We start from the raw sequence: 25,971 nt of genomic DNA, 5'->3' as shown, positions 1-25,971 counted from the left end.
TGGTAAAGGGAACGTTACAGCGCTACTCCTTGCTGTATCAGCTGTAATGTGTTCTCAATCAGCGGTTTAACCGCATCCCCTTCAATCCCTAAGCGATTATCCAGCAGCAGCATCGCCAAACCATGCACCAACGACCAACTGGCCAACGCCAATAGTTGTGGCTCGCCTGGCTGTATTTCCTGGGCTGCCTGACCATCCGCAATAATATCCACCAAAATTTGAAAAGACTTATTAGCCGTTGTTGTTAACAAAGGAAACGCATCTGCATCTGCACAGTAACTGCCAAACATCACCTGATAGTGGGTGGGGTAGCGTAGAGCATATTCAACATAGGCGATTCCCGTTGCCTGTAGCTGGGCCAGCGGAGTCGATTCAGCATCTCTAGCCTGCTCCAAGTAGCGACTAAACTCCCGAAAACCTTCTTCGGCGACGGCGGCCAGCAGCGCTTCTTTATCAGCAAAATGACGATACGGAGCTGTGTGGGATACCCCAGCCCGACGAGCCACCTGCCGTAAAGATAGGGCAGATATATCCTGCTCCGTAATAATTGCCAGGGCAGAATCTAGCAATGCCCGTCGTAAATCTCCATGGTGATAGCTCTTTTTTGTCGCCATATAAACCTTGAGTTTGAAAATTCTCAGGTAGGCTCCTATTTTCGTTAATTATGTTAACGTCGTCAACTTTTATGATGTTGTCCTGTGGTGATAACTGCTCGGCGCGATCGCAATGCCTTGAAATCTGGCAAAATTTTAAGAGGTGACGATGCACAAGTAGACAATGCCCCAGGCAGTTTTTCATTTCCATGGCAGCTTAAATGATTTTCTGCCCCCTACCCGCAGCCACAAAGCATTTTCTCACACTGTCAAAGATCGAGCATCTATTAAAGATGCCATTGAAGCCCTAGGGGTACCCCATCCAGAAATTGGGCTAATTTTGGCTAACAACGAGTCTGTTAGTTTTGCCTATATTTTGAAAGATGGTGACAGTATTAGCGTTTACCCCCACTGTGAATCGTTAAAGATCGATGTGGTTTCTCATGTGAGGCCTCAGCCGCTTACGGAGCAGCGCTTTGTACTGGATGTTCATTTAGGTAAACTGGCCAGCTATCTTCGATTGTTAGGGTTTGACACGCTGTACCAAAATGACTACGACGACAGCACCCTGGCTCACATTTCTAGCCAGGAAGAACGCATTTTACTCACGCGCGACATCGGCCTGCTCAAGCGGAGCATTGTCACCTATGGTTACTGGGTGCGATCGCATGATCCTAAAAAACAGGTGCATGAATTATTGAAGCGCTTTAGCCTTTATGCAGCAGTCGCCCCTTTTCAGCGCTGTCCCAGCTGTAATGGTTTGCTACACTCGGTCGAAAAACAACTGATTGAACATCGGCTGCCCCATTTCACTCGGCTTTCCTATGATGAATTTTTTGAATGTCAGAGCTGTTGTCAGCTCTATTGGAAAGGGGCTCACTATCAGCGGATTCAGCAACTAATCGAACAGTTTGTTGGCTGATTTTGTTGGCTGATTTTATGGGTTGATGTCTTTTACCCCAGAGCAGAACTCGATACCATAGCCTTTGGCCTGTGTGTAGTTGTCCCCATGGAAAAGTTATCTAATTCTGGAAATCGCTGGCAATTCTGGATTGATCGAGGGGGCACATTTACTGATTTGGTAGCCCAGCGACCCGATGGGGGGGTGGTTATTCATAAACTGCTATCGGAAAACCCAGAACGATATGTGGATGCGCCGCTGCAAGGCATTCGGGATATTTTAGGGATTGCAGCGGGACAGCCGCTGCCCACCGAGCAAATTGGTGTGGTGAAGATGGGCACCACGGTGGCCACGAATGCCTTATTGGAGCGCAAGGGCGATCGCACCCTACTGGTCATTACCCAAGGCTTTAGAGATGCACTGCGCATCGGCTATCAGAATCGACCTGACATTTTTGCCCGCCAGATCGTGCTGCCAGAAATGCTCTACGAGCAGGTGATCGAGGTGGAGGAACGCTATAGCGCCCAGGGCGAGGAGCTATTGCCGGTTGAAACGGAGTCGCTGCTGCCCCAACTGCAACGGGCCTATGATGCGGGTATTCATTCCTGTGCCATTGTGCTGATGCATGGCTATCGTTACCCCGATCATGAGCATCAGATCGCGGCCCTAGCCAAGGACATTGGCTTTACGCAGATTTCAGTGTCCCACGAAGTTAGCCCCCTAATGAAACTGGTCAGCCGGGGGGACACCACCATGGTAGATGCTTACCTATCGCCGATTTTGAAGCGCTATATCGATCGGGTGGCGTTGGAGCTGGGTGCCGTGGGCACAGATAATTCAGACGGTAAGAACACTACTCAAACAGAGCCTAACCAAGGGCCCCAGCTGATGTTTATGCAGTCCAATGGGGGGCTGACCGATGCCCATCTGTTTCGGGGCAAAGACAGTATTCTCTCGGGACCCGCTGGCGGTGTGGTGGGGGTGGTACAGACGAGTGCGATCTCAAATCTCCACAAAATCATCGGCTTCGACATGGGCGGTACCTCCACCGATGTCTCCCACTACAACGGTGAATACGAACGGGTATTTGAGTCAGAAGTGGCAGGTGTTCGCATCAAGGCACCGATGATGGCAATCCATACGGTGGCAGCCGGTGGGGGCTCTATTTTGCATTTTGATGGAGCCCGCTATCGGGTGGGGCCAGACTCTGCTGGCGCTAATCCGGGGCCAGCCTGCTATCGCAAAGGCGGCTGCCTCACCGTTACCGACTGCAACGTTATGCTGGGCAAAATCCAGCCGGAATTTTTCCCCCAGGTGTTTGGCCCTGAGGGAAATCAGTCCCTGGATCGCGAAGTTGTCCAACAAATGTTTGCAGATCTGACTGAACAGATTCACCAGGCGACCGGTGATGTGCGATCGCCCGAGCAAGTGGCGGCTGGATTTCTGGCCATTGCCGTTGAGAATATGGCCAACGCCATCAAAAAAATCTCAGTGCAGCAGGGCCATGACGTGTCAGAGTACACCCTGTCCTGCTTTGGGGCAGCGGCTGGACAACATGCCTGCCTGATTGCCGATGCCCTGGGCATGCGACAGATTTTTATTCACCCCCTGGCCGGTGTGTTGTCGGCCTATGGCATGGGGCTGGCCGACCTGCGAGCCCTACGCCAGGCAGCGATAGAACAACCTTTAGTCGCTGGTTTGCTGCCGGACCTGGAAGACAAACTAACTGGGATCACGGCCCCTGCGGTTGCCGAGGTAAAACGCCAGAAGGTTGCCGATGACCGCATTGAGATCCTACCCAAGGTGCATATTCGGTATCAGGGCACCGACTCAGCGCTGATCGTGGCCTTTGGAGATTTATCCACGATGCAGGCCCAGTTTGAGCGAGATTACCACCAGCGCTACGGCTTCACCATGGCGGAGAAGCCCTTAATTGTAGAAGCGGTTTCAGTGGAAGTTGTTGGCAAAATGCCGCTGCCAACGGAGCCCACCCCTGGGTCTCTCCGTTCCCATCCCCCCCAGCCAGCCACCACAGTGACGATGTTTATAGCCGATGATTGGCAATCCACGCCCCTATTTCAGCGCAGTGAGCTACGATCGGGTGATCACATTTCAGGCCCCGCCATTATTGTGGAGGCAACCGGTACCAATATTGTTGAACCGGGGTGGGTAGTGGAGATTAGCGATCGCAACCACCTCATCCTGACCAAATCCCCTAAAGATAAAGACCCAGCAGCAGCCACTGGCACAGAATCGCTGTCACCACCAAGAGAGCTGTCCCAGCAGACCACTGCCGATCCCGTCATGCTGGAGATTTTCAATAATCTGTTGATGGCCATTGCCGAACAGATGGGCTTTACCCTGCAAAAGACCAGCTATTCGGTCAACATCAAAGAACGATTAGACTTTTCCTGCGCCATCTTTGATCAGCAGGGACAGCTGGTGGCCAACGCTCCCCATATTCCCGTTCATCTGGGCTCCATGGGTGAAAGCATCGAAAGCCTGATTGCAGCCAAGGGTGATAGCCTAAAACCTGGCGATGTGTATGTGCTCAATAACCCCTACAACGGGGGTACCCATCTACCAGATGTCACCGTAATCACGCCTGTTTTTCCCAGTCTCCCCTCAACTGATCCTGAGCAACAGGTCTCCCCTCTCTTTTACGTTGCCTCCAGGGGACATCACGCCGACATTGGCGGCATCACCCCAGGCTCCATGCCCCCCAACAGCACAACCGTGAACGAAGAGGGTGTGCTGATCGACAACTTCCAGCTGGTGGATCAGGGTCATTTTCGAGAACAGGAACTCCTGGCATTACTCACCCAGCAAACCTATCCGGTGCGTAACCCCACCCAGAATATTGCCGATCTCCAGGCCCAAATTGCCGCCAATGAAAAAGGGGTGCAGGAGCTAAACAAAATGGTGCAGCACTATGGTCTGTCCACCGTCCAGGCCTATATGCAACACGTGCAAGACAATGCTGAAGAATCGGTGCGGCGGGTGATTGATGTGCTCAATCCAGGCCAGTTTACCTATGCAATGGATGACGGTTGTCAGATACAGGTGGCCATTAGTTGCGATCGCACCCGCCGCAGTGCCCGCATCGATTTCTCCGGCACCTCACCCCAGCAGACCACCAACTACAACGCCCCAAAAGCCGTCTGCAAAGCAGCAGTACTCTACGTATTTCGCACCCTGGTGGACGACAAAATCCCCCTCAATGCCGGCTGTCTAAAGCCCTTGGAGATCATTATCCCCGCTGGCTGTATGCTCAACCCCCATTATCCAGCCGCTATTGTGGCCGGTAATGTGGAAACCTCCCAGGTGATTACCGACGCCCTCTATGGAGCCTTAGGCATCATGGCCGCATCCCAAGGCACCATGAACAACTTCACCTTTGGCAATGAACATTATCAGTACTATGAGACCATCTGTGGTGGCTCCGGCGCAGGTCCCAATTACAATGGCACCGATGCCGTTCAAACCCACATGACCAACTCCCGACTGACCGATCCAGAAGTCTTAGAATGGCGCTTCCCTGTTTTGTTAGAGAGTTTTGCCATTCGTCAGGGTAGCGGCGGCCAGGGCTTACAGTCAGGCGGCAATGGCGTCATCCGTCGCATCAAGTTTCGAGAACCCATGACAGCCGCCATTCTCTCCAACCATCGTCACGTTCCCCCCTTTGGTCTGCACAGCGGCACCCCTGGTCAGATCGGTCACAACTCTGTTGTGCGCCAAGATGGCACAACAGAAACCTTGGACAGTAAAGCCATGATCCAAATGCAAGCAGACGATATCTTCATCATCGAAACCCCCGGCGGCGGCGGCTATGGTGCCATTTCTACAGAGTATTAAAATAGCTTGCTCTGCATCAGGGGCTGCCGTGTACACACAAGTATTGGAAATTAGCGTTTACGGTTGTCTAACCCCCTCTAACTCCCCCTTACCAAGGGGGAGAACCGGAGCTTCCCCCCTTACCAAGGCAGGGCTGTTTCATTGTCTGGACAGAAAATCTGGAGGCATTGGAAGCTTATTTGAGGAAAGGCATGCTCTACATGAAGGTGGGCCAAACAACAATGCGATAACCTGATTAATCGACCCCGCCGTAACCCTTAAGTTAATGCCATTGAGGACAACCTAGTAGGCTGGGTCTTAGGGCGGCCTCCCGGCCCTAACCATGGGGGTTTGGGGAACTCGGAGGGACCCCAAGCAACCGGTTTTGGCTCCCTGCGATCATCTCTCGATTCAGTATGAACGAAGTAATAAGCCTTACAGATTTTCTCTGGTGAACACGAAACAACCCTGCCTTACCAAGGGGGGATTAAGGGGGGTAATGCAGGATTGTGAACTCCCTTTCGAGATGTGTGTACACCGTAGCTGTATCAGGGGGGATTAAAAACTAAGCTTATGGCGTTAAGAGGGTTCCTTAACAAACATAGTCATCAAATTAGGCCCCAGCAGATACTGATGTTGCACACATCGAAATCCCACTTGAGTGCCCATGTGTTCTCGCACCTGCGAACCATAGAATTTAATCCCACCTGGAGAAACTGGAACCTTCAACGTTTCCGTTGATACCCGTGCAGCTGGATCAACCAAATAAAACCTGCCCCCCGGACGTAATACCCGATAAATTTCAGCAAACACCTGGTCTGGCGCTGCATAATGCAGAAAACTTAACGTGTTAAAAACCGCATCAAATTGTTTGTCAGCAAAACGCAGTGGGTTAGCATTACTCTGCACAAAAATTAAGCGAGGGCGATGGCGGTTCGTGCGACGTGCCTGACGTAGCATCTCAGGCGCAAAATCTAGACCCGTGCCCTGGAGGTCAGGATACTTAGCTGCTAAGCGATCCAACAAACGCCCGGTCCCACAGCCAAGGTCAAGCACATGGGAATGCTGCGGGAGGTCAACATAATCTAGCAGCCGCTGATGGGTGGCTTGATAAAATACTGACGGAAATAACAGGTCATACAGGGGTGCCCAGCGATCGAAGAGTTGCCTTTTGTTCGGTAAAGTCATCAGTTGACCAGGTCCTAGATCAATTATCAGAGATTCTAGCGAATTCCCCCAGAAATACGAGTTCACATCCTGGTTTCACATATTTAGAGTTGAGCATTGAGCAACCCGCACCATGAGACTTGCTGTGATTGCAGCCAAAGCCTTCAGTAGCTTGGCAATGAAGTGCCTTATTTGACGTCTATTTTTTGCGATCGCACGGCTAACAGAATAATGCTTTTCCAACGATTCCGGATAGTAAACCCATGCTTCATAAGAAGCTCACATTCTTGCTTTAGGATTAACGTGAAATTAAGAAATCTCCACATCTAAGCTGTTTTAAGGAGAAACGATGACTTCTTTTTTAGAAAAGGCCTGAGGCCATTGGCCCATTGAGTAGATATAGGGGAATAGCAGCTAACGCTGTTCTATTTTTATTTTTTGCTGCTGATCCTCAGTATGGAGTTTATCTGTCACATTTAGGCTGTTAGCCAGTTTTGCGATTCGATTCATCCTTTAAATCAGCAACAGCTTTTTTTAACCCTCGCATCTCCCCCACCAGCGTTGGATAGTTATGCCAACTCTTGGGAAGTATTTAAACTATGACTAACTCAAAGCCATCCCCCAAATTTTCTCTCCTATTTGCACTCTGGGACTACCTTAATCAGCCCCTGTTTGAGCGCGATGTCCAATTCGTGTGGAATCCTCGTAAGTTCACCATATCCTACAGGTCTCAACTATTAGAACGCTGCTGGTCTAAAGACTATGAAACTGAAAAAAATCGCTATCGGCTAGAAGTTAACTGGCACAATACCGATCCTCAACCTAAGATGCCAGACACCGCTTCCAGTGAGTAAGATGGCTCTGCCAGATTTGAACCTATGGTCGTGATTAAGGTACTGAATGTCTGCCATCGGATACTGGCCTGTCCTAATTTATTAAGAGTTGTGGATTACCGCTGCGGATGAGCAGGGCTTTACAGCAGTATCGGGGTAAAAGCTTATGCCCCAATCTCTTCAGCACTTATTCAGAACGGGTTGTCGTTGGATATGGCGACGGAATTTACGGGTGAAAATCAGTGTGGTGCTGTTGCTGACGGGGCTGGTTGTGCGGGGTGTCCCCTACTTGATGCCTATTCATGCGACGGATTTAGCCCAGGTGGATCAGGCAGTGGAGTTTCGCGATCGCAACTCTCTCCCCCTTGGTACCCTCCTTTCCCGCGACCAAGAGCACACCGCTGTTGTTCCCCTATCCCAAGTCTCCCCCCATTTTCAGCACGCTATTCTCGCCGCTGAAGACCGACGCTTTTATCACCATGGCCCTGTCGATCTACAGGCCTTAGCCCGCGCTAGTTTACAGGCCATTCGTACCCGCCGCATTGTCAGTGGCGCATCCACTGTGACCATGCAACTGGCTCGCATGGTAAACCCTGTCCCGCGCACATTTCTCGGAAAAGCCCAACAAATTTGGTACGCTTGGCGATTGGCCGCAGGCATGACTAAGGATGAAATCCTTACTGCCTACATTAACCGCCTCCCCATGGGGGGCAACATCTACGGCGTTGAAGCCGCTGCCCGTGTCTACTTTGGGATTCCTGCCGCCGATCTAACAGTTGCCCAGGCAAGTTTATTAGCTGCTTTGCCCAATGCTCCGACTGCCCTGAACCCCTACACTAATTGGGATAGTCTCAAACAGCGACAGCAGTATGTTCTCAATCAAATGGTGGCCGATGGCACACTAACCCAGGCTCAAGTCAAGCGCATTTATGTCCAACCCGTTACTGTCCAATCGATTGATCAGGGGCTTTTAGTTGCCCCACACTTTCTCTTCTGGCTGGCCGCACAGCTCCCTACGGATCACCCTGCCCAAGTCCATACCAGTCTCGATCTGTCCCTTCAGCGTTTTGTCACCGCCCAGGTGCAACAGGCTGTTCAAGGGCTAGCTCTAAAAAATGTACGCCACGCCGCCGCCCTCGTGATCGAAAATGCCACAGGTGACGTTCTAGCCTATGTGGGTTCCCCAAACTACTTTTCTAGTCAACAGACCGGTCAAAACGACGGTGTTCAGGCTCTGCGTCAGCCAGGGTCCACCCTTAAACCCTTCCTCTATCAGCTGGCGTTAGAACAAGATATCATTCAGCCCAACACCATCTTGGCGGATGTGCCCACACACTATGCGATTCCTGGGGCTCAGCTCTATAGCCCCACCGACTTTAGTGAAACGTTTCAAGGTCCGGTGCGGGTGCGAGCTGCCCTGGGTAATTCTCTGAATATCCCAGCTGTGCGTATTCTGGAGAAGGTCGGTGTTGATAAGTTTCTGGAGCGGTTGCACCAGCTGGGTTTTACTCATCTGAATCAGTCTCCTGATCACTATGGTTTAGGCCTGGCCCTTGGCAGTGGAGAAGTGTCGTTGTGGGAGCTGGCACAGGCCTATTTAACCCTGGCTCATCAGGGTGATCCCAGTATTACTCTCTCTCCAATGCGAAGGGCAACTCATAATCAGCCTTCACCTATGAGTCACAGCCGATCGAATGTGTCCCCCTTACGAAGGAGGACCGACAGGGGGGTGATATCCAGCGCCATCGATCGAGACTCCGCCGCCTACGGCACCTTCCCTTCTAAAGGGGAGGAAGACCTCCTAACGTCTTCTCCCACATGGTCTCTTATCACTGATATTCTTTCTGACCCTCACGCACGTGCAACAGCCTTTGGTGTCGATTCTGTCCTCAACTTGCCCTTCCCATCGGCTGTGAAAACCGGCACATCCTCAGACTTTCGCGACACCTGGACAGTAGGTTTTACTTCTGACTACACCGTTGCCACCTGGGTCGGCAACTTTGATGGCACCCCCATGCAGGATGTTTCTGGTGTGATGGGGGCTGCTCCCCTGTGGCATCGAATTATGGTGCATCTCCATGAGACCCATGAACCTGAACGATTCCCCTCACCTGATGGCATGGTAAAACGACCTATCTGTACACTGACTGGCCAGAAACCCACATCCGACTGTGAAGCCATCGTCCAGGAGTATTTTGCCCTGGAGGATTTGGCAGATTATGAACAGAACACAACAGAATCAAACCAAACCAATGTGGCTGAAAACAGTGCAGAGTTAATAATTGTTTCGCCTAAAACAGGCAGTCAGTTTTTGCTATATCCAAATGCCCAAGACCAACGTCTGGAATTTAAGGTGGTTGATAACACGTCTCAGGAGTCTTCAACTATCGAGTGGCAGCTCAATGGTCAAACGTTAGAGTCTTCTGGCAAACCCTCTTTGTTTTGGTCGATGCAGCCAGGACAGTGGCATTTAGATGTCCGTAGCGGCAGCCGGCGAGCCCAGGTGCAGTTTGATGTACTTTTAGCTGATGAACAACCTGTAAGATCTGGATTTTCTCTTCGGAAAAGTCAATAACGTTTTCTAACACAGATTCTATCCAGAATTAAGAATTGTAGGTATTTCCGTAATCTGTCAGGTCCCATTGGATATGACAAAGAAGTGTGGCCAGTGGTGGAGTCAATGTCAGAAAGGAAAAAGCTACGAAAGCTGTTGATCTACGGGCTGATCGGTTTTGTTCTGACATTACTGTTGGCCACCTGTAATCGTCCCAATGCTTTGCATACGCAAGATCAGAGTGTTCCCATTCCACCGCCCGAACCATTGCCAGCAGTGGCCGCACTCACCGACCCAGACCCGCCCGATTGGATTGAACAGATTAGCCCTACTGGAGAAGCTGAAACACTAGCCCAGATAAGGATTCGGTTTGCTGAGCCGTTGGTGGCAGTGGAGAGTTTGGAAAGTCAAGGGCGTAACGCTACCCTAGAAAAATTTGAAGTCTTCCCTCCTATCCCTGGTGAATTTCGCTTTCTCACCCCGCGTATGGTTGGTTTCCAGGCCGATCGCGCCATTCCCAAGGCCACCCGAGTGCGCGTCACCCTGAAAGCCGGTCTAAAAGATCTCTCCGACCATGAGCTAGACCAGGACCTTGCCTGGACCTTCACCACAGAGCCCATTAAAATCACTAACCTACCTGGTATTGATAGCAGACGAGGATCAGCCGAGGACCCCATTGATATAGAACCTGTCCTAGAGTTCAACTCTAACGTTCAGCTTGATCTAGCTTCCCTAAAACAACACCTACAACTCTCGACTGAAGATCAAGAGACTGAAGGCCAAGCCAGTTCAATTCCAGTACGGGTAGTTGAGGCCGATTACAAAGACAAGTATCTATCTGCTCGGGAAAAGTTTGGTACCTCGACACGTCCCTGGCAATACCATGTCACCCCCAATCGTCCCCTCAAAAAAGCCACTCAATACTTTCTCAGCATTTCACCTGGACTGCAGCCTGCAGGTGGAAATCTCCCCACTGAAAATAGTATTGATAGTCTAATTACCACCTACAGCCCCCTAGCCTTCGAGAAGTTAGAGATGGTAGGCGCAGGACAACCCGGTGGAGCTACTGGTCGATTTACCAATGGCCTGGCCCAGCTTGTATTTAATAATGGACTAGTGGCTGAAAGCGCTGCTGAACAAATCACCATCGATCCTCCCATTCAAGCAGGCACTCGCCTACTCCGAGCCTACGATAATGACACGTATGTCAGCCTCAATCCCTGGTCATTGGAGCCTCAAACCACCTACACCATTACCCTTGGAGCTGATTTAAAAGACCGCTTTGGCCAAAGCCTGGGTAGTCCGGTGACGGTGGACTATACCCCCAGTGATTTAACCGGTGACATCTGGGCTCCCACTGGGCTCAACATTTTCCCAGCCAACCAAGATTTGCAGCTCAACATATCGGCAGTAAATCTGCCAGACAACGCCTATAAAGCTGCCTATCAGGTTGTTCAACCAACGGATTTAGTCAAAACTGACACGGCCTATCCCCGGGGTAACAACACGAGTCTGTTGCCAGACCGCAGCACCTGGTCCTCATTTTCTGTCGCCGCTGAGAAGAATACCTTTGCTGATATTCCCGTGCCCCTACGAGAACAGCTGGGGGGCAACACCGGCATGTTGGCCTATGGCGTTACGGCCCGCGCCAGCACCTATAATCGCAACGGCACTCAACGCTGGCATGAACCCAACTATTACGGACTGGTACAGCTCACCAACCTGGGTGTCTTTGCCCAGTGGTTCCCAGATTCAGGCCAGGTGCGGGTACATCATTTAGCAGATGGCTCAGTCGTCCAGCAGGCCCCCATCTCGATCTATCGCGCCTACACCTACGAAGGCAATCCTCCAGCAGGGACACCCCAGCCCTGTGCCACAGGTAACACTGACAACACCGGCACCCTGAAATTAAATGCCCAAGCTCTCAAATCCTGTATGAATGGAGCTGAGACGTTTGATGACCCGCCAGAACTCCTCGTGATTGCCCGTGAAAATAATGACTGGGCATTTGCCCGCACCACACCCTATACCGGCAGTTCTCGCTACGGTATTTATGCAGGTTGGGAAGGGAGTCAGCCCATTTCCCGTGGAAACGTCTTTTCTGACCGTTTTCTTTATCAGCCCGGAGAAATCGCTTGGCTGACTGGCAATGCCTACTATCTACAGAAGGGCAGCCTGCGTCAAGACAAAAACAGACCTTATACCATCACCCTACAAGGGCCTGAGGGTGAGAGAATTGACCTGGGTACCCAAACAACCAATGACTTTGGCACCTTTTCTGTGAAATGGGATATCAGTGCCGATCAGCCTTTGGGCTACTACTCCGTTTTGGCCGCTGCTGACAATGGTGTAGAACTGCTGGGAAATTTACGAGTAGCCGAGTTTAAGCCGCCTAACTTTAAGGTTGCCATGGGCCTTGATCAAGCAACAGCAGCGGCAGGCGATAGTCTTTCAACCAGTGTAGAAAGCAGCTATCTATTTGGAGCACCGGTACAGGGACGTGAGATCAATTACTATGTCACTCGTCAGCCAACGACGTTTATTCCAGAGGGTTGGGACGACTTCTCCTTTGGTCGTCGGTGGTACTGGCCAGAGGAACGCCCCATTGTTTCCAGCGATGTATTAGAGACTAGCAAAACCCTGGATGACCAGGGGCAAAGTCAGCTTTCCGTAGAGATTACTGACGATTTGCCCTACCCCATGACCTATCGCTTAGATGCTGAGGTGGTGGATGTTTCCAATCTTTCAGTTGCTGATACAAAAGAGGTGACGGTGCTGCCAGAGGAACGGTTGATCGGTTTGCAGAGTGATTTTGTAGCCGATGCTGGAGAGCCCTTCGATGTGGAGGTGATTGTTACCGATGCTGCGGGGCAAGCTCAGTCTGGTCAGTCGGTACAGTTGGCGCTAGAGCGGATGAATTATAGCAGCGTCACTGAGGTGATTGAGGGCAGTGTTAACCCCAACTATCAGGTGGAATATGAGCTAGTAGATGAGGTAACGGTTCGTTCTGGTAATACGACTAAAACAGTGCAGCTGACAGCCCAAGAAGCAGGACCTTACCGCATTCAGGCCACGTTGGGTGATGAGCGCTCTGCTACGGATACCCGGATTTGGGTGTCTGGTGCTAACCCTGTTTACTGGGGCAGCCGCTATAACAATAATCGGCTAGAGGTGCAGCTGGACAAAGACAGCTACGTCCCTGGAGAAACAGCCACGGCGATGATCCAATCGCCCTATGACGCAGGCGAACTGTATTTTGCCGTAGTCCGCCAAAACACCCTCTATGAAGAAGTGGTTTCCGTTAGCGGTGGCGCACCCCAGGTGCAATTCACCGTTACCCCAGACATGTTGCCTAATGCAGCCGTGGAAGTCGTTCTTGTTCGCCAGGGAGAGCGGTTGGAAACTGTCGAAGTTAATAATCTGGAGAATCTAACCAGCATTGGCTTTGCCCCATTTCAAGTAGATCTGGCGTCTCGTTATCTAAAGCCAGAAGTGACACCCACTGAATCCGAGATTCGTCCGGCTGCCGAGCAAACACTCAATCTCACCCTTAAGGATGATCAAGAGCAGCCTGTGTCAGGTCAGTTTACAGTGATGGTAGTGGATGAAGCCGTCCTCCAGCTTAGTGGCCATCGTCCACCGGATTTAGTGGAGACGGTGTATGCCGAACAGTCCATTTCCACCCGCTTTGCGGATAACCGTTCGGATGTGGTGTTACGACCGCTGAGTTCTCCCCTAGAAAAAGGCTGGGGCTATGGCGGCGGATTCTCGGCAGGCGGTGAGAGTACCCGCATTCGCAAAGACTTTCAGGCGCTGGCCTACTATAACGGCTCAGTACTGACGGACGATCAGGGGCAAGCTCAGGTGAGCTTTACCCTACCCGACAATCTCACCACCTGGCGCGTGATGGTGGTGGCTACTGACGGCAATCTAAATTTTGGCAATGGCGATGCCACGTTTGTTGCCACCCAGCCCTTAATCACTGCGCCAATTTTGCCCCAATTTGCTCGGCCTGGCGATCGCATAATGGCTGGCTTATCGGTGACTAATACCACAGACCAGCGGGGCCGGTTAAAAATCCAGGGAGATGCGGCTGACGGCCTGAGCTTTGCTGATGAAGAGTCAACGACAAGCCTTGAAGAACGTGGTAAAAAAGGCACCCAGGCCTATCGCTTCCCTATAGAAGTAACCACAGCGGGAGAAGCACAGATACAATTTCAGACCCAGCTAGGCGATGAGGCCGACGGCTTCCAACTGCCGTTAACTGTCAAGCAGTTGACGGTTACTGAACAGGTGGTAGATGCAGGATCAACTACGGACCCAGTCACCATTCCCGTGAATGTGGACAAAGATGTGGTGTCGGATGTGGGTGGCTTAGATGTCTCTCTCTCTAGCACTCTGCTAACGGATATCAAAGCACCGGTGCAACAAATGGAGTGGGTAGAGTCGTTACCGAATCTTTCCACGGCAGCCAGTCAGCTGAGTATTGCGGCTAATTTACAAATTCTCAGCCAGCAATATGGTCAGGTGCTGGATGGATTTGATCCACAAGCAAAAGCCAATCAGGCACTGCAGCGCATAAAGATATTACAGCGTCCCGACGGTGGCTTTTCCAGCTGGCCAGGCGGTGAACAGTCTGACCCCTTTGTCACACCCTATGCCGCTAGATCCTTGGCCCAGGCCAAAGCCGCTGGATTCTCGGTGGATGGAGCCTTGATGAGCCAGCTCCAGAAGTATCTATCTGAGCTGCTAAAAAATCCAGGGCAGGTGGACTGGTGTTCATCGCCCCCATGCAAGAGCCAGGTGCGTTTAGAAGTGCTGTTAGCATTGTCGGATCTAGGCGATGTGCGACAAGACTTTTTGTCATACCTATACGACAATCGTGACGAGTTTGACTGGGTTGGCCAAATTAAGCTAGCGCGTTATCTGTCTCAGTTGGACAATTGGCAAACGGCAGCTGATACCCTGGCCAATCAGGTTCAGGAATCGGTTTACGAAACAGCCCGCAGTGCTACGGTGAACCTGCCCGATGGGTGGGGTTGGTGCCACTCCCCTGTGAGGGCCCAGGCTGAAATCTTAAATCTGTTTGTAGCAAGAGAGGGCAGTCCTGAACTGTTGGGACGACTGGTAGAAGGCCTACTAGCCCTGCGGCGGGAAGGCAGCTGGGGATTCCCTTACAACAATGCTCAAGCCCTCGGTGCGCTAGTGACCTATGCTCGACGCTTGCCTGAGCCGCCTAATTTTGAGGCAACGATCCAGTTGGCCAGTAAGCAATTGGCTCAACAACAGTTCCAAGGCTATCAGCAGCCGAGTTTAGATATCTCTATTCCCATGGCAGAATTGCCCAAGGGTACGTCAGATTTAGTCCTTAACAAAGCTGGTGACGGAGAACTACACTACTTGAGTGCCTATCGCTATCGGCTAAAAGGTAATGCTCCCGGTCGTTTACAAGGCTTGCGTGTCACCCGCACAGTGCGTCCAGCAAACGAATCAGAGATGCTCTATCAAATGGGTCTGAGTCGGGTAAAAGAGAATCTCTCATTAGACGTAGGCCAGGTGTTTGATGTGGGCCTGGAAATTATTACCGACCATCCGGTGAACCATGTGGTGATTACCGATCCGCTGCCTGCGGGTCTGGAGCCCATTGACACGTCATTCCAGACGAGTACGGCCTATTTCCAGCCGCAGCAGGATAGTTGGCAGATTGGTTATCAGCAGTTGGGTCGCGATCGCATCCTTGCCTACGCTGACTACCTCGACACAGGTGTCTACACCCTGCATTATCTTGTCCGTTCAGTCACACCCGGCACTTTCCTCTGGCCTGGCTCAGAGGTACAGCTGGAATATGCCCCCGAAGAATTTGGTCGGGCTGCCACCACCACCTTAGAGCTACAGTCAGCAAGAGAATAGATGATCCTGGAATGTTGAAAACTAAAGTTTTCTCCTATGAACAAGGTTTATAGGCTTATTTCTTAAGCCATGCCTGGGTTCGTTGTTGTAACCCTCTCGTTAGCAACCAATAAATTCCCTTAACCCCTAAGCTTGTCAACACAATTAACACTGACATCGCTGCCGCCGCAGACACATCTCCCGCATCATCCATATTGACAATGGCCACAGATGCTAATGGTAGTTTGGGTGGATAGAGAAAGATCACCGCCGATACCGTCACCATGGCATTGATGAAATAATAGATCCCAATTTCCAGAATCGCCGGTAAACACATGGGGACCGTTACCCGCCAGAAGGTTTTATAAAACGGGACTGACAGAGAGGCCGATACTGCCTCAAATTCTGGATCAAGTTGTTTTAGAGCTGTGCTGGCAGTCAAGAAACAAACTGTCGAAAAGTGGATAATCGTACACAGGACTAAAATTCCCATGGTGCTGTATAGTCCATTGAGTGGATTTAGCAGGGCATAGCCAGTAAAGGGAATACTGATGGTGCGCTGGTTAAAGAAGAACACATAGGCCAGACCCAAAACGAGTCCTGGTAATGCTAAGGGTATTGTCGAGAGAAAGTAAGTTACATTCCGTAGCCATTTCATGCCCCTACCTTTTTCAACTAAGTAGGCAATGGTAAACACCAAAGCAGTTCCCAAGACTGCTGTGTAAAACGACATCCGAATACTGTTCCAATAAGCTCTATAGCCACCGCCACCGACACGACTAAAGTCATAGTTTCGCAAACTTAGACTAAAGTCATAGGGCCATACTTTAACCAGGGAAGCAAAGATAATGGTGCCAAACACAATGATGGCCGCTGAGGCAATCAGGGTACAGCAGGCAAACATCATCCAGTCCAAAACTGGCTGTGGTTTGGGCTGTAATGGAACGGCTTTAGCGCTAACTAACGCTGTTTGCCGACGCTGAATCATGCGGTCAAGCACAAAGGCCAGCACGGCAGGCACCAGCAGGAACACACTGATGGTGGCACCCATGGAGAAGTTTTGTTGGCCAATCACCTGCTTATAAATATCGGTGGCCAGAACATTAAAATCCCCACCAACAACCTTAGGCACTCCGAAATCCGTAAAGGCAAGAATAAAACAGACAAAAATGGAGCTAATTAAGCCAAATTTAACCCCTGGCAAGGTAACCGTAAAAAAGGTACGAATAGGAGATGTGCGCAGAGCTTGAGCTGCTTCATACAGACGAGCATCTGTCAGACTGAGAGCCGTGGTCAAGATCACCACTGCCTGAGGAAAACAGTAGAAAAATTCCCCCATCACAATACCTGTGGGGCCATACAAATTAATGTCCCAACCTACTTGAGTGACTAATCCCTGATTTCCAAATAGGTAAATCAGGCCAATCGCATGGGCTAGAGGGGGAATGTAAAGGGGTAACAGACTCAATAGTCGAAAGACACCTTTACCAGGCATGGCGGTACGGGTCAGGGCATAGGCATATACAAAGGCCAGGCTAACGGAAACCAGGGTGGTCAGAAATGCCACATATAAACTGTTACCAAAAGAGGCCAGCAGAGAAGGCGTTGTCAGGTATTTTAGATAATTATCAAAGCCCACCCAGGCACCATCGGTGTCTTGTAAACTCCGCAACACCATAGGGAACAAAGATAAGATCACACCCACGGTGAGCCAAATAACAGCCAAGATCAGTGCGCCCCGCATGATCCAGTCTTCTCGGGTAATCACTTGTTTAATGGGCTTATTACCAGCGGTCGAGGCAGCTGGTGGCGGTAAGGATGGAGAAACAGTCATGATTTCAAAAACCTTTACTGTCTTGTTGTCGTAAAAGTGTTACTTTCTGAATCGATTAGTTTTCTGCTGCAAATACACGAATAGATTCTGGGGGGAATTGAATCACCAGCTGAGATTGCAGGCCCAAGTCAAATCTCAGAGCCTCTGTAGTGGTGATTTCCACCAGCATTGGTGAGGCTGCCTCTGTGCCGGACTGAGTCACCACATCTATTGGCATCAGGGATAGTTGATAGCTAGACCCTAAAAATTCTAGACCTGTAACTACGGTTGAAAGAACATTTGCAAGACCTACTGGAGCATGCTTTCCCAAGACTTGAACATCTTCAGGACGAATTGCCAGGGTGACTGCTTGATTGGTCGGTACATCATTTCTGGGGGTCTGCAAATATAACTCTCCACATTGAACTTGATCAGTGGAGATGACCTGTCCTGGAAGAAAGTTCATCGTACCAATAAAGTCAGCTACGAACGGAGAATTGGGTTGTTGGTAAATCTCGTAAGCAGTTCCCACCTGGGCCAGGTAACCGTTGTTCATTACCACCACACGGTCGGCCATGGCCATGGCTTCTTGTTGGTCATGGGTCACCATCACTGTGGTGATATTCAACTCCCTTTGTATACGGGCAATTTCGCTACGCAGTTTCACACGCACTTTAGCATCCAAGGCAGAAAGGGGTTCATCCAGCAGCAATAATCCAGGGGAGAGTGCTAAGGCCCGTGCTAAGGCCACCCGCTGTTGTTGTCCACCGGACATTTGAGCTGGATATTTATGACCAATTTGGCCTAAACCTACTTTGTCTAAAAGCTCTGTAACTCGGGCTGTAACTTGTTCTTTTGGGTGACCTGCGTTTTCTAAACCGTAGGCAATATTTTGGGCTGCGGTCAGGTTAGGAAATAGGGCATAGGATTGAAATACGATTCCAAAGTCTCGTTGATAAGGAGGGAGTGCTGAAACATCTTTCCCATTTTGGATAACGCGTCCACTGGTTTGGGGATCAAGGCCAGAAATAATACGCAGCAGTGTGGATTTACCACAACCACTAGGTCCCAGGAGACAGACTAGTTCACCTGGATAAACGTCTAGGTAAATGGCTTTGAGGGCAACAAAGGAACCAAACTGTTTATAGGCGTTTTCGATACGCAAATAGGGCTCGGCCTGCCTTTCTGTTGTGACAACGGTACCGTGCCGTTGAACTAACGGGTCAGAGTCAACCGAAGGGATGGATTGGGACGAAACCTTAGGCTCATTAGGAGAATGCATTGTCGTAATTCCTAGCTAGCTGGGGGATGGATTTATTCTTTAGGCTCAGACTTGCCGTCGTAGCGATTGGTCCATTCTTCTAGGATGCGATCGCGATTCTCAGCCGCCCAATTAAAGTCATTTTCGGCCAGTTGAGCAATGGGATCGGCAGGGAAACCAGCGGGTACCGGAACATCTGTTTTCACCGCCGTGATTGCATAGCTTTTCGCATACTTCTCAGAAATTTCAGGAGTAATGGCCCAATCTAAAAAGGTTTTAGCCGCAGGCTTAATGTTGTCTTTCTTAATCAGAGCATTGGCTTCCATTTCCCAGCCAGACCCTTCTTGTGGAAAGACGGGTTCGATGGGTTCTCCATCATTCTTTTGCTTAACCGCCCGATAGCCAAAGGAAATACCAATGGGATATTCACCTGCCCCTGCTAGTTTGCAGGGCTTGGAACCTGAGTGAGTGTACTGAGCAATATTGTCATGCAACCCATCCAGATACTGCCAGCCACCCTCTTCACCCTTGAGCTGAAGCAACGAAGACACCGACAAAAAGCCTGTCCCCGACGATGCTGGATTTGGCATTACCAGATGACCTTTGTACACTGGATCGGTTAAATCTTCCCAGGACTCGGGTATGGGCAATCCCTTAGCCTCTACTTCTACGGTATTCACACAAAATGCAGAAATCCAGGCATCAATGCCAATCCAGCGGGGAGGATTTTGAGGATCCCGAAATCGCGCCTCAACTTTTTCCAACCCTGCCGGGGCATAGGGTTCTAACAGTCCTTTTTGATCAGCCAGTACCAGGCTGGACGCGGCTAATCCCCAGACAACATCAGCTTGAGGATTATCTTGTTCCGCCAAGAGTTTAGCCGTAACAATTCCTGTCGAATCACGCACAATGTTGACGTCGATATCCGGATAGGCAGACTTAAACCCAGCTAGGTAGCCTTCAATCTGGTCATCTTCGATGGCAGTGTAAACAGTAATCGAACCTGCTGTTGCACTGGCGGTATCAACGGCTGCCGCACCCGATGTATTGGCACCGCTAGTGTTTGTATCCTCTTTGACAACACATCCGCTGACCGCAATGGCGACCATTAAACTGGCTAGGGACGTGGAACAAAGACTTAGAAACCGTTTTCTTGAAAGCATAAGTGACATTCCTATTTGGGGAACTAAAAGATAGAACGCCGAGCAGACGGGAAGAGAAAATACTTGCTGAGCTGAATTAACAAACGATGCGAGTTCAACAGACCCAGAGTGCGATTAAACAGGGAAATACAGCATGTATAACGGGATGGAGAACTCGAGCTGAACCGTAGCAGTATGACGATTGACTAGACGTTATGGACCAGATATCCATGGGTGGCTAGTTGTCTAGACAAGTTGAATGATATTGAGCTTACTTTGATAAATCGTTAAGGCAGGGTTAAGCTTCCCAAAAATTGGGTTCGATACCTTTTTGACATTGATTGTTAGTTAGCCTTGCTCAACCAGGGGCAAAAGAGGTCTTCAGGAATCAATCAGCAACTTTATACTTATTGGCCCGGAGTACTCAGGCATCACTCAGTAACTCGGCACTATCGGCCTGGAGTATTCAAGAATCAATCACCAGCTCGATACTATCGGCCCGGAATCGTGTGATTGTGTACTCAATGGCTGTGCCGTACTGGTTTTCGTTAATGGACTGTACCAGCAGAATCGACTGATTTTTGGCAATTTTTAGGAGTTTGGCATCTTGAGGCTTGACCGGACGAGACGAGATAAACGTGCGACGACGAATGTGGTCAAATCCATAAACGTCATGCATAAGCTTGGAAATTGATGCGAACTCAGACAATTTCTCGGCAATATTAGGACAGGATGCGATCGCAAAATAACTCGTTGACACATTTAGCGGTTTGTCATCTGCCCACCCCGTCGTTTCGTATTGAACGACAACATCTCCCAGGTCAAGGGCTAAATATTCAGCTACCTTGCCGGTCGCCACGGTTTCAGTGAGCTGAAGTACTTTTTGTCGAGACGAACGGCCCTGGGCCTGGAGTGAGTTGTTATAACGAACACGCTTACCAATGGGATAGTTAATGGGCGCGTCTGCAACAAAGACCCCCAGACCTTTATCTACCCGGAGCAATCCTTCCTCTTTTAGTAGGTCGACAGCCTGACGCACAGTATGTCGATTGACTCCAAAGCGAATGCCTAACTGCTGTTGACTCGGCAACCTATCACCAGTTTGATACACACCTTGCTGAATATCGTGGCGTAAATCGTTGGCAATTTGCACATAGCGGGGCAGCGCTGATTGAAACATTGTCAACACACAGTGGCCAAAGTGCTTATTCGCTCAATCGTAACAGTATAGCAAGCTAAATACTGAAATTTATAGTAAACGACTGAATGCATTCAGCCATTTACTGAGCACATAACTGCTGCTAAATAGAGATTTCAGCCATAACTGATGTCATAAACTATGTGCACCAAAATATAGTTAGCAACCATTATTGTCAATTTTCCCATATGGAGTAAAATCTAGATGTCTAGACAGCTAGATGTGTTGTTTTTTGAGTGATCTTTACATTAGGGGGTGTCAAGGATGTCTAGAATCCAGTTAGTTGTATTTGATATGGCTGGTACTACCGTTCAGGATCATAACGAGGTGCAGCGTTGTTTTTTTGAGGCAGCTGATGCAACAGGGTTGAAGGCAGATCCTAAAAAAATCACGGCCATGATGGGCTGGTCCAAACGGTTAGTGTTTGAGACTCTCTGGCAACAACAAATTGGGGGGGATCATCCCCATTATTTACATCGGGTAGAAACCTCATATCAAGCGTTTAAGCACATACTTGAAAACCATTACAGGACTCAGCCAGTCTTACCAACGGCAGGATGTTTGGATGTCTTTGATTGGCTGAAGTCTCAAGATATCCAAGTGGCGCTAAATACAGGTTTCTATCGCCAGGTGACAGATATTATTCTGGAGCGTTTGGGCTGGGATCGTGGTCTTGATAAAAACTACGTAGGGACTACGGATAGTGTTATACAGGTATCCGTAACCCCATCGGAAATTTATGGCAATGAGGGTAGACCAGCTCCCTACATGATTCAAAAAGCTATGTATTTGTTGGGTATTAAGGATCCTCAGGCGGTCGTTGTCGTTGGTGATACGCCATCAGATCTAGAGGCCGGTATCAATGCCCACTGTCGTTGGTCGTTAGGTGTCACTAATGGCACCCATAGCCGTGAACAGTTAGAGCTATATCCAAATCACGGTCTTTTGGATTCGCTATCAGCATTAAAGGACAAAGGCATTGCTGATCCTCGGGATGGCTTTAATTGTGAGACACCGTCCAATAGCAATCGCTCTAGACCGGTGCATCCCCTAAATCAGCAATCGCAAGACAAAATTGCGAAGGTCTAGCTGCATTATCTGACGTTTCTAGAAATAAAATCCATCTCACGAACAGGGAGTATAACAACTATGGCAAACGTAGAACGCAGGGTTGATGTAGCCATTGTAGGCGCTGGGATTGTTGGGCTTGCCCATGGGTTGGCTGCTGCGAAACAAGGTAAACGTGTTGTTGTTTTTGAGCGAAACCTTCAGTGTGTTGGTGCTTCTATCCGCAACTTTGGGATGGTATGGCCGATTGGTCAGCCTGGTGGGACGTTGCTGGATCGGGCGTTGCGATCGCGCAAAATTTGGCTAGAGCTATCAGCAGCAGCTGGGTTTCATGCCAATCCCTGTGGGTCTTTACACCTGGCGTATCGCCCCGATGAACTGGCGGTATTAGAAGAATTTATCGCTGAGCGACAACAATATACCAATACTGTTGCCCTCTTAGCTGCTGATGCAGTTAATCAGAAAAGCCGTGCAGTTAGAACAGAGGGATTACTAGGTGCCCTTTGGAGTGACACTGAAGTAATCGTTGATCCTCGAGAAGCGATTCGTAAATTACCTAATTACTTATCCCGTACCTATGGCGTAGAGTTTCACTTTGGTACTGTTGTCACTGACATTGCATCTCCATATTTATTGGCAGATGGCAAGCGTTGGCAGGCTGAACAAATCTTTGTATGTAGTGGAGCTGATTTTGAAACCCTTTATCCTGAACTTTATCGTGATAGCTCCATTACGAAAGTCAAGCTCCAAATGATGCGTACTACCCCTCAGCCAGATGGCTTTAGTATCGGCGTACCCTTGTGTGGTGGGTTAACACTGACCCATTATGCTGCTTTTGCCAACTGCCCCTCTTTGGCTGCATTAAAAGCTCGCATTGAGCAAGAAACCCCTTATTTTCCTCAGTGGGGCATTCATGTCATGGTTTCACAAAATGCATTGGGAGAATTGGTTATTGGCGATTCCCATGAGTATGGCGATAACCCAGATCCTTTTAATCGGGCTCACTTGAACCAATATATTCTGGACTATCTAAAAAGTTTTTTCCAAGCTCCCTCGCTAGATATGGCTGCAACCTGGCATGGCGTTTATGCTAAATTACCGGGCAAAACAGAATTAGTTCTCTGTCCAGAAACTGGAGTTACAATTATTAATGCTTTGAGTGGGGCAGGCATGACCCTCTCTTTTGGATTAGCAGAAGAAGTAGTCGCGGCGATATCAGGAGAAGCCGTGGTTGCAGCGGCATAAAGCATGACTACGTCGCGGCAAGTCATCATTAGTCCACGATGAGACTACAATTTTTCAAGTACTTCTCTAGCAGCAGGACAGTTTTTGCGAGGATCTTGCTGATTTTGAAAAAAGCTTTCTAGTAAAGGCCTAATTTCTTGGGGTTTACCGGACGTGTTACGATTTTGTTCCCAGAGACTAAATAGAAATTGAGCCTCTTTAAAATACTCTGATCCACTTCCTTCTGGAATTTTACAGAGTCGAATAAAGGAGGTGCTAAATTTACCCTCTGTTGCTTTAATAATCGCCGTGTCATAAAGGGCACCATCCAATTTATTCTGACAAAAGTTAGTCCATTTCTCCTCGATCTGCGTCTTAAGTCTTAACAATTCTTCCACAATTATCTCATTGCTCTCAAAATCATCTTGACAATAATTTTCTGTAATTACAGGCAACTCGCTTATGACAGGTTGAGACGAAGTTTTAAACATAAAATAGGCAACAACACCAAGTGCCGATATCATGAAAGCGGCTGTTGACCACGTCATTGAGGAGCCAGAAGCATCCCTTTTTATATCTTGTTTACGCATGATTAAGGTCTACTCACATAATTATGGTGGCATCACTTCCCGCTTTTTCATCTTCCAGCGTTACCCTTAATCCTCTTCTAGCCGCTGTGAAAATACCCACATTATTACTAGTATTTTGAATGTAGCCGCTTTCATTTAAATTTAACGCGTAAAGAGATAACCCTATCAGCACCCAGGCTATTAAACTCAATAGAAAAGTAACGACCACTACACAGCTACACCCCAAAGCTTGGTAAAGAAATTGCTGAGTAACAGGATAAACACTACTAAACTCACGGGAGAAACTTTGTGCAAAAATCCCCACTGCTATCGTCCCCCAGATACCACAGAAGAGATGAACAGGCACAGCACTGACTGGATCATCAATGCGTAACAGTTTTTTTTCAAGTAAGCCCTCACCAATCAGCACCAGGATGCCGCCGACGGCTCCAATAATGCATGCGCCTAAAACATCTACATAAGCAGACGAAGCTGTAATACTGACTAATCCTCCTAGCAAGCCATTTATAATAGATGAGAGTTTTACTTTATAGCCCGTTACCAGAGGACTATAAAATAGAATGGCTAAACCTCCAGCAGTGGCAGAAAACATCGTTGTGGTAATGACATGGGGAACATAGTCTAAAAAGCGTGTTGAACCACCATTAAAGCCAAACCAACCAAGCCACAAAATTAAACACCCTAACGTAGTAAACCCTGTATTGCAGGGCTCAAATTTTTCAGTATCTCTCTCAAAAAGGAAGGTTTCTTGCTCTGCATCATATCCAAACCGTCCATCCCTTGGCCCTAGGACCCAAGCACCGACTAATGCAGCTGTTCCTCCAACTGCATGAATTACGGTTGCACCAGCGAAATCATGGAAGTTAAGCACATTTGCGATCCAACCACTTTCTCCCCATACCCAGTAACCCACTAGCGGATAAATAAAACCAACAAGAATAAAACTAAAGAGGATAAAGCCCCAAAATTTAATTCTTTCTGCAACGGCCCCAGACACAATCGTTGCTACAGTGCCAGCAAAAGATAATTGGAAAAAGAAAATTGCTGCAAACGACCTGTTTTCCCAAAAGCTTCTGACATATTCAAAACCTTGTGGAAAAGGATTTAAATTTTCCTTGGATGGAAAGATGAAATCCACAAAAAAACCAACTTGTCCAAAGAGAGAATTTTCACTATCGCCAAACATAAAGCGAAAGCCAAACAGGAAAAATGCACTTGCTGCCACACAAAATACGATTAAATTCTTAGCTAGAACATTAGTCGAGTTTTCAGTTCGACAAATTCCTGCTTCAAGCATGGCAAACCCAGCATTCATGAAGAAGACGAGTAACGCTGCAATCACCATCCAAGCAGTGTTGATCGCAGAGAAAAGCTCTATGTTCGTTGGGATTTGACTAGTAGATTCTTGGGCAAATGATTGAGTCGATATAACTAGTAAGAACGTAACTGTTAATAAACTAGTGAACAACCAGTGTTTTGATAATCGACTCACTAAAAGATTCATATTTCTAGATAACAAGAATTTCAATTAACCTTCTGCATAAATGAAAGGTATAAATTTAAGCTGGGCAATTTTGATATCTATTTCGATGTGATCGCTTGTTAGGGGGTCTATTTATACCTTGAAGATTGCACCCACAATCGCTTTCATGACCAAGATGCATTTATCCCCATCGAGAAATTCTATACATCTAGACATTAAGTATCAGAGTATCTAGTTGATATCTAATATGTCATTGACAGAAGAGGCCATTATCTATGCAAAATTGGCCAAGTTCAATCCGTGTTTTGAGCAGGAACTTGGTCAGAGTATTATTCGTCACTAGCCTGGAAGCTCTGATTGAAGGGCAATTGGTCAAAGGATGCTTTTTAGCTTGTGGCCAGCTACGAATGATTTCGAAAAT

The 25,971-nt window shown here is 48.8% G+C and carries 15 protein-coding genes; 7 read left to right on the top strand and 8 right to left on the bottom strand.

The features are described from left to right. Positions 1-14 precede the first annotated feature (14 nt). Positions 15-614: a TetR/AcrR family transcriptional regulator gene (locus SPB21_RS09260; RefSeq protein WP_499866383.1), complete on the bottom strand. Its 600-nt coding sequence runs from the start codon at positions 612-614 to the stop codon at positions 15-17. A 163-nt stretch (positions 615-777) separates the two neighbouring features. On the opposite strand from SPB21_RS09260, the gene SPB21_RS09255 reads away from it, so the two are divergent. Both SPB21_RS09255 and SPB21_RS09250 read left to right on the top strand, forming a co-directional pair. Further along, positions 778-1,515 (top strand): Mut7-C RNAse domain-containing protein, encoded by a 738-nt coding sequence (locus tag SPB21_RS09255; protein ID WP_499866382.1) that lies wholly within the window; start codon positions 778-780, stop codon positions 1,513-1,515. An 87-nt stretch (positions 1,516-1,602) separates the two neighbouring features. Beyond that, on the top strand, positions 1,603-5,349 hold the full coding sequence (locus tag SPB21_RS09250) for a hydantoinase B/oxoprolinase family protein (RefSeq protein ID WP_499866381.1): 3,747 nt from the start codon (positions 1,603-1,605) through the stop codon (positions 5,347-5,349). 558 nt (positions 5,350-5,907) lie between these two features. On the opposite strand, the gene SPB21_RS09245 is transcribed toward SPB21_RS09250, so the two are convergent. Continuing rightward, on the bottom strand, positions 5,908-6,516 hold the full coding sequence (locus SPB21_RS09245) for a class I SAM-dependent methyltransferase (RefSeq protein WP_499866380.1): 609 nt from the start codon (positions 6,514-6,516) through the stop codon (positions 5,908-5,910). Positions 6,517-7,094: 578 nt separating this feature from the next. Between SPB21_RS09245 and SPB21_RS09240 the strand changes: the two genes are divergently transcribed. From SPB21_RS09240 to SPB21_RS09230, 3 genes are all read left to right on the top strand, one after another. Next, positions 7,095-7,349 (top strand): hypothetical protein, encoded by a 255-nt coding sequence (locus SPB21_RS09240; protein WP_499866379.1) that lies wholly within the window; start codon positions 7,095-7,097, stop codon positions 7,347-7,349. A gap of 145 nt (positions 7,350-7,494) precedes the next feature. Beyond that, positions 7,495-9,903: a penicillin-binding protein 1C gene (gene pbpC, locus SPB21_RS09235; protein ID WP_499866378.1), complete on the top strand. Its 2,409-nt coding sequence runs from the start codon at positions 7,495-7,497 to the stop codon at positions 9,901-9,903. Between the two features lie 105 nt (positions 9,904-10,008). Next, entirely contained in the window at positions 10,009-15,792 is a 5,784-nt protein-coding gene (locus SPB21_RS09230; RefSeq protein ID WP_499866377.1) for an alpha-2-macroglobulin family protein, read from the top strand. 55 nt (positions 15,793-15,847) lie between these two features. Here the strand turns inward: SPB21_RS09230 and SPB21_RS09225 are convergent, their stop codons facing one another. From SPB21_RS09225 to phnF, 4 genes are all read right to left on the bottom strand, one after another. After that, a complete protein-coding gene (locus SPB21_RS09225; RefSeq protein WP_499866376.1) occupies positions 15,848-17,605 on the bottom strand; it encodes a putative 2-aminoethylphosphonate ABC transporter permease subunit in 1,758 nt (585 codons plus the stop codon). Positions 17,606-17,660: 55 nt separating this feature from the next. Next, positions 17,661-18,866, bottom strand: coding sequence for a putative 2-aminoethylphosphonate ABC transporter ATP-binding protein (locus SPB21_RS09220; protein ID WP_163664907.1), 1,206 nt, complete (start codon positions 18,864-18,866; stop codon positions 17,661-17,663). Positions 18,867-18,898: 32 nt separating this feature from the next. Next, complete coding sequence (locus SPB21_RS09215; RefSeq protein WP_250565881.1) at positions 18,899-20,008, bottom strand: putative 2-aminoethylphosphonate ABC transporter substrate-binding protein; 1,110 nt, start codon at positions 20,006-20,008, stop codon at positions 18,899-18,901. A gap of 445 nt (positions 20,009-20,453) precedes the next feature. Then, on the bottom strand, positions 20,454-21,167 hold the full coding sequence (phnF, locus tag SPB21_RS09210; protein ID WP_163664908.1) for a phosphonate metabolism transcriptional regulator PhnF: 714 nt from the start codon (positions 21,165-21,167) through the stop codon (positions 20,454-20,456). A 282-nt stretch (positions 21,168-21,449) separates the two neighbouring features. On the opposite strand from phnF, the gene SPB21_RS09205 reads away from it, so the two are divergent. After that, the gene (locus SPB21_RS09205) at positions 21,450-22,274 is read left to right on the top strand and encodes an HAD family hydrolase (RefSeq protein WP_163700922.1); all 825 of its coding nucleotides are present in this window, start codon (positions 21,450-21,452) and stop codon (positions 22,272-22,274) included. A gap of 60 nt (positions 22,275-22,334) precedes the next feature. Next, positions 22,335-23,498, top strand: a complete 1,164-nt coding sequence (locus tag SPB21_RS09200; RefSeq protein ID WP_499058652.1) for a TIGR03364 family FAD-dependent oxidoreductase — start codon at positions 22,335-22,337, stop codon at positions 23,496-23,498. A 44-nt stretch (positions 23,499-23,542) separates the two neighbouring features. Here SPB21_RS09200 and SPB21_RS09195 read toward each other — a convergent pair whose 3' ends face one another. Together SPB21_RS09195 and SPB21_RS09190 are read right to left on the bottom strand one after the other, a co-directional pair. Continuing rightward, complete coding sequence (locus SPB21_RS09195) at positions 23,543-24,067, bottom strand: hypothetical protein (RefSeq protein WP_163664913.1); 525 nt, start codon at positions 24,065-24,067, stop codon at positions 23,543-23,545. A 13-nt stretch (positions 24,068-24,080) separates the two neighbouring features. Further along, entirely contained in the window at positions 24,081-25,571 is a 1,491-nt protein-coding gene (locus SPB21_RS09190; RefSeq protein WP_499866375.1) for an ammonium transporter, read from the bottom strand. Between the last annotated feature and the right edge of the window lie 400 nt (positions 25,572-25,971).

It is taken from the genome of Leptothoe sp. ISB3NOV94-8A (assembly GCF_043421595.1).
GTDB lineage: Bacteria > Cyanobacteriota > Cyanobacteriia > Phormidesmidales > Phormidesmidaceae > Leptothoe > Leptothoe turfae.
Note: the sequence above shows the minus strand (reverse complement) of the source record. Positions and strands in the feature narration are given on the sequence as shown.

Excerpts from the sequence above, each read along its gene's own strand:
- SPB21_RS09260 (WP_499866383.1), bottom strand. The coding sequence starts at position 614 with ATGGCGACAAAAAAGAGCTATCACCATGGAGATTTACGACGGGCATTG.
- SPB21_RS09255 (WP_499866382.1), top strand. The coding sequence starts at position 778 with ATGCCCCAGGCAGTTTTTCATTTCCATGGCAGCTTAAATGATTTTCTG.
- SPB21_RS09250 (WP_499866381.1), top strand. The coding sequence starts at position 1,603 with ATGGAAAAGTTATCTAATTCTGGAAATCGCTGGCAATTCTGGATTGAT.
- SPB21_RS09245 (WP_499866380.1), bottom strand. The coding sequence starts at position 6,516 with ATGACTTTACCGAACAAAAGGCAACTCTTCGATCGCTGGGCACCCCTG.
- SPB21_RS09240 (WP_499866379.1), top strand. The coding sequence starts at position 7,095 with ATGACTAACTCAAAGCCATCCCCCAAATTTTCTCTCCTATTTGCACTC.
- pbpC (WP_499866378.1), top strand. The coding sequence starts at position 7,495 with ATGCCCCAATCTCTTCAGCACTTATTCAGAACGGGTTGTCGTTGGATA.
- SPB21_RS09230 (WP_499866377.1), top strand. The coding sequence starts at position 10,009 with ATGTCAGAAAGGAAAAAGCTACGAAAGCTGTTGATCTACGGGCTGATC.
- SPB21_RS09225 (WP_499866376.1), bottom strand. The coding sequence starts at position 17,605 with ATGACTGTTTCTCCATCCTTACCGCCACCAGCTGCCTCGACCGCTGGT.
- SPB21_RS09220 (WP_163664907.1), bottom strand. The coding sequence starts at position 18,866 with ATGCATTCTCCTAATGAGCCTAAGGTTTCGTCCCAATCCATCCCTTCG.
- SPB21_RS09215 (WP_250565881.1), bottom strand. The coding sequence starts at position 20,008 with ATGCTTTCAAGAAAACGGTTTCTAAGTCTTTGTTCCACGTCCCTAGCC.
- phnF (WP_163664908.1), bottom strand. The coding sequence starts at position 21,167 with ATGTTTCAATCAGCGCTGCCCCGCTATGTGCAAATTGCCAACGATTTA.
- SPB21_RS09205 (WP_163700922.1), top strand. The coding sequence starts at position 21,450 with ATGTCTAGAATCCAGTTAGTTGTATTTGATATGGCTGGTACTACCGTT.
- SPB21_RS09200 (WP_499058652.1), top strand. The coding sequence starts at position 22,335 with ATGGCAAACGTAGAACGCAGGGTTGATGTAGCCATTGTAGGCGCTGGG.
- SPB21_RS09195 (WP_163664913.1), bottom strand. The coding sequence starts at position 24,067 with ATGCGTAAACAAGATATAAAAAGGGATGCTTCTGGCTCCTCAATGACG.
- SPB21_RS09190 (WP_499866375.1), bottom strand. The coding sequence starts at position 25,571 with ATGAATCTTTTAGTGAGTCGATTATCAAAACACTGGTTGTTCACTAGT.